Here is a 14,627-nt window from a genome sequence, read left to right as displayed (position 1 = left end):
GTTCGAGGTTGAGATTGAGCCAATGTAAGTTGGTTTTAAAATATTTTCTTTAAGAAGTGGTGAATGAGCTCATGGATCTCTGTCACATGTGTTTCGAGAGCAAAATGCCCAGTATCAAGTAAATGCACTTCTGCAGATGGGATATCACGCTTATAAGCTAAAGCTCCAGCAGGAAGAAAAGCAGGATCATTTTTACCCCATACAGCTAGAAGAGGAGGTTGATAATTGCGGAAATAAGCCTGAAATTCAGGATAAAGATCCACGTTTGTTCTATAATCGAGGATTAAATCCAGTTGGATTTCTTCAGCTTCCGGGCGTGACATGTAGGCAATATCCAGTGAATATCCGTCTGGTGAAACAAGGCTAGCATCAGTTCCATGAAGATACTGAAAGTTACGGATAGTTTCGGGGGTTAAGGAATCACGACATGCTTCACGATTTTCAGGTGTTGGAGAGTGCCAATACATCTCCCAAGGTCCCCATGCGTCACTAAACCCTTCGACATATGCGTTGCCATTCTGACTAATAATGGCTTGAACTTGTTCCGGGTGAGCCACTGCCAAGCGATAACCGACAGGTGCCCCATAATCAAACACATACATTACATATTTCTTAAGAGCTAATGCTTCAGTGAAACCTTCAATAACTCGAAACAGGCTGTCAAATGTGAAGTCAAACTGACTACGGGGTGGAGTTGTTGTACGACCAAACCCAGCAAGATCAGGGGCAATGACACGGTATTGTTCTGCCAGTTTGGGAATAAGGTCGCGAAACATATGACTAGAGGATGGAAACCCGTGTAATAGTAAAATAACTGGGCCATCCTTAGGCCCGGCTTCACGATAAAAAACTTCGACATCTCCAACTTTCTGGTGCTGATAACTAATCTTCATTTTTTACATCTCCTTCTGGATTCATTAAGAAGTCCAATATTATTTCTCTTACTTACTTGTAGAACTGGTGATGACGTGTTTTTATTGTATAATTAAACTATTCATTTGAATAACGAATAGATTGAATACTAGCTATTTCAAATCAAAATATAAAAGGGTGAAAGATATGATAAATTCCTTAGAGGGTCGTTATTTTCAGGCATTTATTGCTTTGCTTGAAGAGAAGAGTTTCAGCCGAGCTGGGGAGCGCTTAGGTTATGTCCAGTCCACAGTAACAACTCATATTCAACAGCTGGAGAAGATCTGCGGACAGAAGTTGTTTCATCGATTTCCACGAGGGGTGGAACCTACGGAAGCTGGAAAAGTATTTTCCAAATATGCTTATCAGTATGTCCACTTAAGTGAATCCCTTAAAGAAAGTATGAATGATATGAATCAGCCGTGCGGAACAATAAATATTAGACTACAGGAATCCTTTTTTCTTACACGCATGCTTCCATTTGTACAGGAATATACGAGAAACTTTCCAAGCGTAAATTTACGTGTTGAACAAGGGGCGCATCAAGATATTCTAAAAAGTGTGCTGGATTATGCCCTGGATTTTGGCATTGTTCCTCAAAACCCTGAGCGACATGACATTCTCTTTTATCCGATTATGGAAGAGACTATTGTTTTTGTTGCATCTGAGGATTTGGTTCGGAAAGTGGAAAGTGTAGGGGCGCAGATTCTAAATGACGAGGTGTTTATCAGTAACGGCACATCTTGTTTGTATCATACGACTGCTGTAGATGTTCTAAAGAATGAAGGGATTGTGGTTAAGGATGCGTTAGAGCTTTCAAGTCTTGAGATGATCAAGGAACTTGTATGCTGTGGAAAAGGTTTTGCCTTGGTCCCTAAAATAGCGATCAAAAACGAACTAAAGATGGGTAGATTAAAAATTCTTCCTTTTACTTCTAAAATAAGCTTTACGCATGGTCTGATTGTTCATAAAAATCGAGAGCGTAGTTTTACTGCTGAAAGTTTCCAATCGGAACTACTGAAATATTTTAAAGAATATTGATTCATCAGCTCTTGTAGCCTTCTGAAATGGAAAAGGGTTGAATACCGATTGTGTGTAATTCAAATAACGCACATGTTCATCCTTGCAGGATTGATCATGTACGTTATAGATGTGTAATCTTGAAGAAACTTCAGTATTTGGTGATTCACTATGAAGCTCTTTTTAGAATATTAGAAAAATAAAATCAGTTCGCGTCCTTTCGATCCGGTAGTTGGCTCAAATAACTGTTGGACAAGTGTGCAAGATCCAATGCTCGATCATATTGTTCCTTCGTTATAAACCGTGAAGAAGACTGCCAATTGGGTGTGGCTATAGCTGGAGATTCCTCATCTCCCGAAATCTTCGATATCTCTTCTGAAGGAACACCCGTCTGCTGTTGCTCGGCATCTTGTCTGCCCGCATCAGCTAGGGAATAATGTGTTCCGTCCCCGTATCCTTTCGCCGGAATGAAGAGAGAAGCATCGTTTAGCACCGACCCGGAGGGAAGGTAATAACGTTCGGGTAGCAGATTTCCACCTTCGTGTAACAAATCCTGTCCGAAGTGTAATTGGTCCTTCAGCGATACACCGGTGAGTCCCGCAATCGTTGGCAGAATGTCCACCTGGCCTCCGATCTGTTCCAGTTGTACACCGGGGGTAACGCCCGGGGCCGAGATAATGAGTGGAATATTAATCATATCTGCTGATGTGTATTCCCGACCATACAATTCTTTCATAAGGACTTTGTCATCCCGATCCAGTGAGTAAATGGGAAGTCCCAGGTGATCCCCGTACAAGACAAACAAGCTATTTTCCCATAATCCCCGTTCTTTCAATCCAGCAATCAACTGTCCAACCGCCTGATCCGCATAATGCTGTGATATCAAATAATCACCGGGCAATGTATCCTTGTAACGCTCTGGCAGCGTCAGCTTCACCTTGTTTTTAGGCAAAGTGTACGGGTGGTGGGCTGACATGGAGATGATATGGGCATAGAAGGGATCGCCCGAAGACTGCATGGATTCCAGCTTATCCAGTGTTTTGGAATACAGTACTTCATCCGAGGCCGAAAAGGCGATAGAGTCCTGTGTGCCGAAATAATTAATATCATAATACTGGTCGAATCCAAGTGCCTTGTATAACTGATCCCGATTCCAGAAACGAACATCATTTGTATGGAATGTAGCTGTCTGATATCCGTTTGCTGACATCAACTTGGGTAGACTCGGCAGAGCTTTATCCGCATATACAGTTGTTGCTGCCCCGTTCGGCGGGGTGTAGAACGACGTGTTCACAACAAATTCTGCATCTGATGTATTTCCCTGTCCCACTTGCTGATAGAAGTTCGGAAAATACAGGCTCTTTCTAGCCAATTGATTCAGGTTGGGCGTGATCTCCTGTCCATCTACCTCTAATCCAATCAGAAAGTTCTGAAACGATTCCAACTGGAGCATAATCACATTGCGTCCGCTCGCGGCACCCTTCTCCAAAATTGCAGGAAGTTCGGTCGTTTGCTTCAGTTGGTCGATGTCAGTCTGATCAATCTGAGCAATGGGCACAGGTTTATCAGGTCGATCCAGGATGGTATACGCCTCGTAACCGAGGATGCCCATCTGTTCTGCTTGTGTAAGCTCACTCATGCTGGCCCGATTGGGATAGATGTTAAGCATGCATAGGATCATGGACAGGATCAGAATGACCGAAGCGACCCGTCTTCTGGAACGTCGTTCAAGTGGAATACGGTTTGGGCGTTCTGTACTCCCGAGCTTGATCCGACGACGAGTGAGTATCCCCCCAATGATCAAAACGTCTGCAAAAATAAACAAATAATAGGGATCAAGTAAAGAGAACATACTGCTCTTGACTGAGGTCACCTGATTCACCTGTGCCAGCGCATGATAGTTAACGATTACGCCATAGTATTTGTAGTACATGATGGCTGCAAAAAAAATCCCTGAAAGCAGCAGATCCACGGCAAGGTACATCCACATTCGTCGCTTGGCAGCAAACCACTCAATTAGACAGAAGCCGATCCAGATGAGCGGCAATTCGGTCAGCAGTGGTTTCCAGACAGGGATGTCATCGAAGATAACAATCCAGGCCAGTGAACTTTTGATCATCATGATAATGGTAAAGAATATAAACGGTCCGCTTAGAAATCGGGTGAGTGAACTGCGTGACAAGGTACCGCCTTCCCTTCCGAAGTTTCATTTAACAAGTATTATCCTATCTCAGCATGGCTGTGTCAAAAATGAGAGCCTTCTATAATTGACGGCAAAAAACCTCTTCCATGCAGGAAGAGGTTTGAAAAAACGTGGGTTACCGCGATAAAAGCCAGATGCGATCCATTCCGTTATTCTATCGTGTACGTTGTGACGTAAGAAGGTCTGGGGAACATGGTGGGCTTTTGTGCAGTCAGCCCTTCGCTTGTACTGCGGTTTCGGTGAGCGTGACTATAGGCTTGGGATTCCTGCCAGCCTTTGAAATGTTCTTCGGATTGCCAGAGTGTAAGTACAACATACGTATCATCCTTGAGAGGGCGAAGCACACGAATACCGACAAAACCAGGCTCGTCTTCAACCTTACGGGCACGGTTCTTAAACCGTTCTTCGAAATCGTTACGACCATCCTCTGTGACAGGGATATTGTTGAGAACAGCGTAACCACCGCCAGTCCAGGAGCCTGCGGCATCAAAAGCTTCATATGCGGCTACTTTATCATCAGACTCAATATTCATCAGGCGTTCTGCGGATTCAATAGCCAGACGCACGTGCTCTTCGCTTCGCAATGTCAGATGCGGGTATGCAGCAAGTGCATCTGGAATCGGTGAAGGAACCAAATAGATATACATAGAAGCTGCCTCCTTATTAAGTACATTCTAACTCAACATAGCATATGGGATTGTGCGAGTCCAATCGGTTCACATGTATCGGACAGGTGGGCTAATTCCGAGCTGAGTAGTATAGGTTTGCCGCAATAGAAGATAAACAATGAATGACAAACACTGCAGTAATAATGAAAAAGGAAAGCGATATTCCGTCTAGCATAACTACGAGGATCCATGCCAGAGCAAGACTGATAGTGGTCGCATTCCAGGAGAAGGCTTTTGCTCTCGTGATACAATAGAGGTACCGCTCATCCAGTCCGTTGTGCTTTTTTGCAATCAACCTTGTGAAAAAAATAATGAGTATTGCAAATAACAAACCAGCTACAATTCCACCGATCCCGATCATCCGATTCAGTAATTCAGAACTCAATATTCTCATCTCCTTCAAAAATAAATAATTCCTCGATCTGACAGCCAAATAATTGGGCAAGCTTGTGAGCAAGCACAAGAGAAGGTTTGTACTTTCCGGATTCCAACGATATGATGGTCTGCCTGGAGACCTTAAGCCGTTGAGACAGTTCTTCCTGTGTGATGTGCATATGTATTCGTTTGTCTCTGATTAGATTTTGCAAGTATATCCTCCCATAAGTAAAGTTCGCTTTACGTAAAGTTAACTTTACTTATGCGACGATGGAATGTCAATCTCTCTTTATAATATTTTCCACTTCTTCGAGGTGATGCTGTGTCCAAAAGCATATTTCATGATAAAGTATAATCACTACAAACAGAACGGGTGATCGTATGACAACAACAATTCGGATATCGGTTAGACCTTTGGTGGAGTATGTGTACCGCAGCGGCAGCATACGTCCAGGGTTCCGTACCAATGCCTCGATGCAGGAGGGAACTCGAATTCATCAGCGGGTACAGAAGGAGTACACGGAAGAGGATCTGAAAGAGATTGTGCTCGAAGCTGAGATTCAACATGGGGATCTGACCTATGTGGTGGAGGGACGATGTGATGGCCTGATCCGGTTGGAGGGTCAGTTGACGGTGGATGAGATCAAATCAACTGCGGGCAATCTGGATGATCTGGGTGAGGGGCTTCCCGTGCATTGGGCGCAGGCCATGATGTATGCCTATATGTACGCCGTTCAGCAAGACGAACCACGTATGCAAGTGCAGTTGACGTATGTGCATTCGGTTACCCATGAAGAAAGACGGTTTCGCCGAATGGCAGAACGACAGGAACTGGAGCAGTTTGCGGCAGAAGTGATTGCCGGTTATGCGCCATATGCAGAGATGATCGCTGCATATGAAGAAAAGCGTGATATCAGTGTGAAAGAGCTGCCGTTTCCTTTTCGCAAATACAGGGAGGGACAGCGAAAGCTGGCAGGAGCCGTTTACAAAACAATCCGTGAGGGTCAGGGATTGATGGCCAAAGCACCAACAGGCATTGGTAAAACGATGTCCGTACTGTTCCCCACGGTCAAAGCGATTGGCGAAGGCGAAGCGAGCCGATTGTTCTATCTGACCGCGAGGACGACGACACGGGTGGCGGCAGAAGAAGCTTTTGCCCGGATGCAATCAGAAGGATTGAAGATGCATGTGATCAGTCTGACCGCGAAGGACAAGATTTGTTTTAAGGAAGAAGAAGCTTGTGATACGGGGCAATGCGGCATGTGTGAAGGGTATTATGACCGTATTAACGGTGCTGTGCTGGACATGCTGGAACATGAGACGTTGATGACACGTCCGGTCATCGAGCAGTATGCGCGCAAACATCGAGTGTGTCCGTTTGAGTTTTCACTGGATGCGGCGTATGCAGCCGATGCGGTGATCTGCGATTATAACTATATTTTCGATCCAAGGATCTCTCTGAAAAGAATGTTGGAGGAGCAGAAACGCAAGACGGTGTTATTGGTGGACGAGGCTCATAATCTGGTCGATCGTGGCCGAATGATGTTTTCCGCTGAGCTGGAGAAGGCAGTATTTCTGGATGTGAAAAGAGAGTTCCAGTCGCTGGACAGCAGTGTGCCTGCTGCCAAAGCCATTGTTGACTACACCGGGGCCATTGATAAGTATCTGATTACCCTTCGGAAAAACGGTGGAGAAGAAGGAAAGATCATCCAGCAGGAAGCACCGGAGGAACTGATTGAACGACTGGAGCCTTTTGTCATGGTTGCGGAGCAATGTCTTGTTGAAGGTGGTTCAGGGAATGCCGAGACGGATCAGCTGCTGTTGGATGCCTACTTCACGGCACAGAATTTCCTGCGTATTGCCAAGCTGTATGATGAACGTTTTATTACGTATGCAGAGTGTGTTCGAAGTGAAGTGAGAGTGAAGTTATTTTGTCTCGATCCTTCGGTACTGCTTCGTCAGACGGCCAAAGGATTCCGCTCCCTCATTCATTTTTCGGCCACATTGTCACCCCTTCGCTATTATCGGGATATGCTGGGTGCAGAGGAAGAGGATTATACATTGCAGATTCCATCGCCGTTTCAGCGTGAACAATTGGATGTGAGACTCCTGCCCTTATCCGTGCGTTATAAGGACAGGGAACAGTCCCGGCGCCCCATTGCGGAGATGCTGCAACAGCTAGTAAGTGAGTGGCCGCGCAGCAATTTAATGGTCTTCTTCCCTTCTTATCCTTATATGCGGGAGATATACGAAACCTATGCACAGCTTCCGAATGAAGCGGATACGGTTATACAAAAGCAAGGCATGAACGAACTGGAACGGGAGCAGTTTTTGGATGGATTTCAGCCGAATCCTGAACGAACACGCTTGGTATTTGCCGTCATGGGTGGCGTATTCTCGGAGGGTGTCGATCTGCCGGGAGACCGCTTGAATGGCGTCGTTGTGGTAGGTGCGGGGCTACCTCAGATTGGTCTGGAGAACAACGTATTACGTGATTACTATGATCGGACAGGACGCAACGGATTCAATTATGCCTATATTTTCCCGGGTATGAACAAGGTGCTGCAAGCGGGTGGACGGCTGATTCGGACGGAGGAAGACAGGGGTGTGTTGGTGCTTGTCGACGATCGTTTTATCCAGGAACCGTATCGTTCCCTGCTGCCCGAGGAGTGGCGGGACTACAAGCGAATTTGATGAAAGAACTATGAATGAAATGATGCATGTATATAAGTTGAACTAATCATTTACACGATAACGGAGAGGACAGAAAAAACCTGAAAAAGCGAAGCGTTCGCCTTTATCCTCGGATTTTCCCCTTCGAAAAAGGGAATCAAAAAATCTGGGGATAACAGCGATTGGAAGGTTATTCTGTCATCGTAGTGTCAGTGTAAATAATCTTTGTTAAGCTTATACAGCATATATTTTTTGATTTTCTTTCCTTTATATGATTGAAGGGTAGGGTGAAAGGGTTATAACTTGGTTAGCAACGAACGAACAACGGCGATTACCCTATCCGTTCCGCGGTCCGCTTCGAAAGCAATCAAGGAGGTCGGTTATAATGAAGAGAAATCATACCATGATGCAGTTTTTTGAATGGCACCTGGCTGCAGACGGAGATCATTGGAAGCGACTGGCTGAAATGGCCCCGGAATTGAAAGCCAAAGGCATTGACTCGGTATGGGTGCCACCCGTAACCAAGGCAGTGTCAGCAGAAGATACAGGTTATGGTGTATATGATCTGTACGATCTGGGCGAATTTGATCAAAAGGGTACCGTACGGACCAAATATGGCACCAAGCAGGAACTGGTGGAGGCCATTGCCGAGTGTCAGAAGAACGGAATCGCCGTCTATGTGGATCTGGTCATGAATCACAAGGCCGGAGCAGATGAGACGGAAGTGTTCAAAGTGATCGAGGTTGATCCCAATGATCGAACGAAGGAAATTTCTGAGCCGTTTGAGATTGAGGGCTGGACCAAATTCACATTCCCGGGTCGCGGGGATCAATACTCCTCTTTTAAATGGAACTCTGAACACTTCAATGGCACGGACTTTGATGCCAAGGGAGAACGAACAGGTGTATTCCGCATCGCAGGAGAGAATAAAAAATGGAATGAGAATGTCGATGATGAGTTTGGTAACTATGACTATCTGATGTTCGCCAATATAGATTATAACCACCCGGATGTTCGGCGCGAGATGATCGATTGGGGGAAATGGCTGATCGATACCCTCCAGTGTGGTGGGTTCCGGCTGGATGCGATTAAGCATATCAACCATGAATTCATTAAGGAATTCGCAGCAGAGATGATCCGCAAACGCGGTCAGGATTTCTACATCGTAGGCGAGTTCTGGAATTCAAACCTGGATGCATGTCGTGAATTCCTCGATACGGTAGACTATCAGATCGACCTGTTTGACGTGTCTCTTCACTACAAGCTGCATGAGGCTTCGCTTGCAGGTAGAGACTTTGATCTCTCCAAAATTTTTGATGATACCTTGGTGCAGACACATCCTACCCATGCGGTAACCTTCGTAGATAACCATGACTCCCAACCTCATGAAGCGTTGGAATCATGGATTGGTGACTGGTTTAAGCCAAGCGCTTATGCGTTGACACTATTACGTCGGGATGGTTATCCGGTTGTATTTTACGGGGATTATTATGGCATTGGTGGACCTGAACCTGTGGATGGCAAAAAAGAGATTTTGGACATTCTGCTGTCTGCCCGTTGCAACAAGGCGTATGGAGAGCAGGAAGATTACTTCGATCACGCCAATACGATTGGCTGGGTACGTCGTGGCGTAGAGGAAATCGAAGGTTCCGGTTGTGCAGTGGTCATCTCCAACGGGGATGACGGTGAGAAGAGAATGTTCATCGGAGAGCATCGTGCTGGTGAAGTTTGGGTGGATCTGACGAAGAGCTGTGATGATCAGATTACCATTGAGGAAGACGGCTGGGCCACCTTCCATGTGTGTGGTGGAGGCGTCTCGGTATGGGCTCTTCCTGAACAGAATGAGGACTGCGGTGACGCTGAGTAACGGCATGTGCCAGGCAGGATAAGAAAAGGTACACCGACCGCATAAAAACAGTATATAGATAGATCGTTATCGTTAAACCATCTGAACAGGAGAGCGAGCATTGGTCATACCCCTGTCAAGTAGACAGATGAAAAAAGCTATGCTGCCAGCGCGCATCGATATTCAATCGGTGCGCGCTGTTTGAGTTTGGCTTGAAAGCGTCGGTAGTTGTAATTGTACACGTAATCTTCCACGGCTTGTCGAATCTCGGCTTCTGAATTACACTGGATAAGGTACAGCTTCTCTGTTTTGAGATGCGAAAAGAAAGATTCGATGCATGCGTTATCCAGGCAGGTTGCTTTGCGAGAGTGGCTGCCTTTGACGCCGAATGCTTCTAATCGTGAGTTGTACACCTGAGACGTGTATTGGAAGCCCTGATCCGAATGGAGCACGGCTTCCGAAACGTCTCTTTTTTGTGTCCATTGTTCCACCGTATCCAATACGAGCTGAACATCGTTCCGTTTAGATAATTGCCAAGCGACAATTTCGTTGTTGAACAAGTCTTGAATCACAGACAGGTAAACGAATGTGTTTCCATCCGAAATATAAGTTATATCCGTCACCATTTTTTGCTGAGGTGCTGTGGCATGAAATTTGCGCTTTAGGCGATTCGGATAAATCACAGATGGCGTATAGCTGGACTTCTTCCGCTTCTTGCGAATTACCGATTGGATCGATAGTTCCCGCATGATTCGCCATACTTTCTTGTGATTAACGTTCAGACCAGACTCCCAGAGCGCCGTTGTCATGCGAGGATAACCAAACTCTCGATTTGCAAAATGAATAGCCATCATGTGCTCTTTGATCTCACGCTCACGGTCTTGTCTTGCGTCTCGCTGTGGCTGTGTTGCTCGCCATTTGTAGTAACTGGAACGGGGTATTCCTGTAATCGATAATAGGCGTGTAATGCCATGCGAGCAACGCAATTCGTCTATGATATCGTAGTTCTCCCGTTGGCTCAGTGCTTCTCCTTTACTAGATTTGGATACCGCTTTTTTAAATAATCTACCTGTGCTTGAAGGTAGTCCCGTTCCTCTTCTACACTGCTAAAGGCAGTACGAAGCCGTCCTTTCAGTGGATTCGGAACATTGTTTTTTCGCTCATCGAATGCTTCCCCGTTTTTCCATTTTTTTACCCACACCTTCAGTTGTGAACAGTTTCGAATTCCTTCGCGATCAGCGACCACCTTGTAACTTGAAGAACCTTCGACATAGGATCTAACAGCATTCAATTTAAATTCTTCGGTATACGTGTGAAATGTTTGTCCTTTTTTGGCCATAAAAATATCCCCTCCAAGTGTCACTTGAACCCTCATGATAACATGAAGGTTTTTTCAAGTGTCTACTTAAAGGGGATAATACCACATACCTGTGTTCAGGTGGTTTTTTTGCATTTATCTAGGTACAACTAAAACTCCATCCTAACGAACCGAGGGCACCTTATTTGCACTGAATTAGCGTTATTGGAATTCTAACGAATCTCAGTAACCTGTCCCGCCATACGCAAACGAATCACTGCTACAATTAAAAACATGAAATGAGAAAGAAACAGTTCGGTCCCACATCTTAATACATGGTACAATAATCCAAATATGGAGTGTTAGAAAACAAAATGAGAGAACGTAATAAGCGATATTCTTTGCAGAAGATTGGAGAAGAGGAGGGATGGCATGAGCCCCAAAAGAGAGATGAACCGTTTCTTCCCGTTGGTCATGTACCTATGTGTAATAGCCGTGTGTCTGGGGGCTTGCAGTTTGGGACCAAACCAGGGGCCAGCGGGTGAACCGAAGCGAACCGATGAGTATACGTTGAATTCGGAGCGAAGAGATTTGAATGAGCGGGTTACGAAGAACCTTGAGTCTTTTCAGACGAACTCGCCAGATGATTATAATTTGACAGCAACGGTGGATGTGAGTCATCAATCCGGAGTTGATCGGATTACTTATGAGATTTTGGTGAATGAGGCTCGGGTGCCCATGGTTAATGTCATTCAGTCCTTCACCCTCGATACCAACATGATAAATCGAATAAATGCTGGAGAGTTATTTCATTCCAATGTGAGCAATACACACGAGATTAGTTTAGAGTCTGACAAGGAACCGCTTGGATTGAGTTTGAGCAGAAGTTACGTCTTGAAACCAAAGGCGGAGATCGACAGCAATATCCTCCAGCGTTATGCAGATATGTATATCAAAATTTCCTATGGCCCAAATGATCAGCGAACGGAAGATTATTTTCATGTTCAGGCCGAGCCGTCTCCAAGGACGATTGAGTATATGAAGTCATTGGAGAGAGATTAGATTAATAGAAAGGCAGCATCCGCCAGTTCCGTATGAGGAATCTGAGTAGACGCTGCCGGTTATCTATTTGAGATAGTAAGGTTATTACTTTTCAAAATACTGATTCATCGTATCCCACATTCGATTGAACTCACTTCGTTCCATTGAAAATGCTCCAGGCTTTTCGGGTTTGTGGTTTTACCTACTCCAGTTCAAATGATTCCAACGTGCCAACCATCCGCAGATCATGCTCGCGGTTGAATTGTTTCCGTTTGTCCGCATCCGCGTACTCGTCATGATAATGCATCAGTACGGTTTTCTGTCTCACTTCGGCAGGCAGTTGTTCCAAATCATTCAGTGAAGTGTGTGACTTGATCACCAGATCGTGCATATGACATTCATGGAAAATCAGCTGCACATCAGCGGCAACTTGCTCCACCCGTTCCTGGTCGAGTGTACTGTCAGCACTGTAATAGAAGTAAGGTTTGGCGAGTAGCCCATTGCTGACCATACCGGGAACATGCTGTGTCCGAAACGTCTCAAACGTCACGCCGCCCAGTTCAAATGTGCCTCCATCTGGCAGGGGGACGACATCGTAGTAATCGCTCATGGTACGTTCACCATCCGTTGTGTAGCGCATGCCGGGGGATAGAATGTTCCAGAGCGGATCTACCAATTGTTCGTGGATGAACAGACGGGGTTTGCGGTCGCCTACGATCTGTGCGTAATAACCTAGCATCTGTACACCATTAATATGATCTTCATGTAGATGCGTAATGAACACGTTGTGGATATCGGTCATGGCGAATCCATATTCCTTGAGTGCTTTAGCATTTGATTCTGGAAAATCAATGACAAGATGCGTGTCTCCGAATTCAGCCAACATACTATTGTGGTGCTGCTCCACGCTGAACATATCTCCAGTGCCGAGAAAAGTGATTTTCAATTCATTTCATCTCCTTGTGTGATCTTCAGATCAGCATCCTTGCGTTAAATCCAGTATACCTTGTTCCCGAATATATGCCTAAATCAACCTTTTTTGATAACGCTATCATTTTATATTGAACTTTGATGATAAACAGTGTAGCGTAAAGATGGGAAGTGAACCCATATGAACGTAAACTCACCTAAAGGGAGCGTGCGAGGCGAATGAAATCTTTTCTGGATGAACAATTTTTGCTGCACAATGAAACGGCGATCAAGTTATATGAGGATTATGCCAAAGACATGCCCATTATTGATTATCATTGCCACCTCAGTCCTCAGGAGATCTACGAGAACAAAACCTTTGGCAATCTTACAGAGGCTTGGTTATACGGTGATCACTATAAGTGGCGGCTCATGCGCGCAAACGGAATTGAAGAGCAATATGTGACCGGCGGCGAGGGAGTAACCGATTACGATCGTTTCATGGCTTATGCCAAAACGGTACCGATGATGATTGGTAATCCACTGTACGCCTGGTCTCATCTGGAATTACAGCGATATTTCGGCGTCTACGAAGTATTGAATGAGACAAGCGCACCGGCCATCTGGGAAAAAGTAAATGCCAAACTGAACAGTGACGGATTCGGTGCACGCGATCTGATTACCAAATCCAATGTCACTGTTGTGTGCACAACCGATGATCCAACGGATTCTCTGGAGTATCATCTGAAAATTCAGGAAATCGAAGGCTTTGATACGGCGGTATTACCTTCTTTCCGCCCGGATAAAGGCTTGGAATTGAACCGGGATACCTTCGTGGAATGGGTGGGCAAGCTGTCGCAGGCATCTGGCACTGCCATTTCAGATTATGAATCCTTCCTTGCTGCGCTGGAGTCACGTGTGGAATTTTTCCATTCCGTCGGCGGCAGAGTCTCTGACCATGCACTTGATTATGTTCCTTACGGCGTGGCTACACGCGAAGAAGCAGCTGCCATCTTTGCAAAGGTACTTGCGGGTCAGAAGGTAACTCGTGAGGAAGAGGACAAGTACAAGACGGTAACGCTGACGTTCCTTGGCAAACTGTATGCAGATCGGGGCTGGGTGATGCAGTTCCACATTAATGCAGCCCGTAACAACAACACACGGATGTTTGCCAAACTTGGGCCGGATACTGGTTACGATGCCGTGAATGATACGCCGCTTTCCGCAGCGATGATTGGATTGCTCGACGCGTTGGAGCAGCAACAAGCACTGCCCAAAACGATTCTGTATTCTCTGAATCCAAGGGACAACGAAGTGCTCGCGGCGATCATCGGCAGCTTCCAGGGCGGGGGCATTCCGGGCAAAATCCAGCTTGGTGCCGCCTGGTGGTTCAATGATACGAAGGATGGCATGCTCGCTCAGATGAAAGCCTTGGCGAATGTTGGTCTGCTTAGCCGTTTTGTTGGCATGCTGACCGATTCACGCAGCTTCCTGTCCTACACCCGGCATGAGTATTTCCGTCGTCTGGTCTGCAACCTAATTGGTGAATGGGCCGAACAAGGGGAGGCACCGCAGGATATGGATCTGCTTGGTCAGATCGTACAGGGTATTGCCTACAACAATGCAAAAGAGTATTTCCCGTTTGCCTCAGTGCCTAAAACAGTCTCTGCTTCACAGTCCTGA

Annotated in this window: 13 protein-coding genes; 5 read left to right on the top strand and 8 right to left on the bottom strand. The window is 45.8% G+C overall.

The window, feature by feature from the left end:
- Nucleotides 1–35: 35 nt before the first annotated feature.
- Nucleotides 36–893 (bottom strand): alpha/beta fold hydrolase, encoded by an 858-nt coding sequence (locus C161_RS01640; protein ID WP_036667906.1) that lies wholly within the window; start codon nt 891–893, stop codon nt 36–38.
- Between the two features lie 121 nt (nt 894–1,014).
- On the opposite strand from C161_RS01640, the gene C161_RS01635 reads away from it, so the two are divergent.
- Complete coding sequence (locus C161_RS01635) at nt 1,015–1,953, top strand: LysR family transcriptional regulator (protein ID WP_327196757.1); 939 nt, start codon at nt 1,015–1,017, stop codon at nt 1,951–1,953.
- 184 nt (nt 1,954–2,137) lie between these two features.
- Here C161_RS01635 and C161_RS01630 read toward each other — a convergent pair whose 3' ends face one another.
- The 4 genes from C161_RS01630 to C161_RS01615 form a co-directional block, all read right to left on the bottom strand.
- On the bottom strand, nt 2,138–4,054 hold the full coding sequence (locus tag C161_RS01630; RefSeq protein ID WP_084649995.1) for an LTA synthase family protein: 1,917 nt from the start codon (nt 4,052–4,054) through the stop codon (nt 2,138–2,140).
- Between the two features lie 230 nt (nt 4,055–4,284).
- Nucleotides 4,285–4,782 (bottom strand): antibiotic biosynthesis monooxygenase family protein, encoded by a 498-nt coding sequence (locus C161_RS33410; protein ID WP_036612926.1) that lies wholly within the window; start codon nt 4,780–4,782, stop codon nt 4,285–4,287.
- A gap of 91 nt (nt 4,783–4,873) precedes the next feature.
- Nucleotides 4,874–5,188 carry a hypothetical protein gene (locus C161_RS01620; RefSeq protein ID WP_051449528.1) on the bottom strand — a complete coding sequence of 105 codons (315 nt, stop codon included), beginning with the start codon at nt 5,186–5,188 and terminating at the stop codon, nt 4,874–4,876.
- On the bottom strand, nt 5,178–5,390 hold the full coding sequence (locus C161_RS01615) for a helix-turn-helix transcriptional regulator (protein ID WP_036612923.1): 213 nt from the start codon (nt 5,388–5,390) through the stop codon (nt 5,178–5,180). The genes C161_RS01620 and C161_RS01615 overlap by 11 nt, the downstream gene beginning before the upstream one ends.
- A gap of 169 nt (nt 5,391–5,559) precedes the next feature.
- Here C161_RS01615 and C161_RS01610 point away from each other — a divergent pair, with 169 nt between their 5' ends.
- Complete coding sequence (locus C161_RS01610) at nt 5,560–7,872, top strand: ATP-dependent DNA helicase (protein WP_036667896.1); 2,313 nt, start codon at nt 5,560–5,562, stop codon at nt 7,870–7,872.
- Between the two features lie 364 nt (nt 7,873–8,236).
- Nucleotides 8,237–9,718 (top strand): alpha-amylase, encoded by a 1,482-nt coding sequence (locus tag C161_RS01605; RefSeq protein ID WP_036667895.1) that lies wholly within the window; start codon nt 8,237–8,239, stop codon nt 9,716–9,718.
- A gap of 137 nt (nt 9,719–9,855) precedes the next feature.
- Here C161_RS01605 and C161_RS01600 read toward each other — a convergent pair whose 3' ends face one another.
- Nucleotides 9,856–10,692: an IS3 family transposase gene (locus C161_RS01600; protein ID WP_235193718.1), complete on the bottom strand. Its 837-nt coding sequence runs from the start codon at nt 10,690–10,692 to the stop codon at nt 9,856–9,858.
- Nucleotides 10,693–10,715: 23 nt separating this feature from the next.
- Nucleotides 10,716–11,036 carry a transposase gene (locus C161_RS01595; RefSeq protein ID WP_036667891.1) on the bottom strand — a complete coding sequence of 107 codons (321 nt, stop codon included), beginning with the start codon at nt 11,034–11,036 and terminating at the stop codon, nt 10,716–10,718.
- Between the two features lie 390 nt (nt 11,037–11,426).
- Here C161_RS01595 and C161_RS01590 point away from each other — a divergent pair, with 390 nt between their 5' ends.
- On the top strand, nt 11,427–12,056 hold the full coding sequence (locus C161_RS01590) for a hypothetical protein (protein ID WP_036667889.1): 630 nt from the start codon (nt 11,427–11,429) through the stop codon (nt 12,054–12,056).
- Between the two features lie 181 nt (nt 12,057–12,237).
- Here the strand turns inward: C161_RS01590 and C161_RS01585 are convergent, their stop codons facing one another.
- The gene (locus tag C161_RS01585; protein ID WP_036667888.1) at nt 12,238–12,981 is read right to left on the bottom strand and encodes an MBL fold metallo-hydrolase; all 744 of its coding nucleotides are present in this window, start codon (nt 12,979–12,981) and stop codon (nt 12,238–12,240) included.
- A gap of 203 nt (nt 12,982–13,184) precedes the next feature.
- Here C161_RS01585 and uxaC point away from each other — a divergent pair, with 203 nt between their 5' ends.
- Nucleotides 13,185–14,627, top strand: coding sequence for a glucuronate isomerase (uxaC, locus tag C161_RS01580; protein WP_036667887.1), 1,443 nt, complete (start codon nt 13,185–13,187; stop codon nt 14,625–14,627).

The sequence above is a fragment of the Paenibacillus sp. FSL R5-192 genome, assembly GCF_000517845.1.
Classification (GTDB): domain Bacteria; phylum Bacillota; class Bacilli; order Paenibacillales; family Paenibacillaceae; genus Paenibacillus; species Paenibacillus amylolyticus.
Note: the sequence above shows the minus strand (reverse complement) of the source record. Positions and strands in the feature narration are given on the sequence as shown.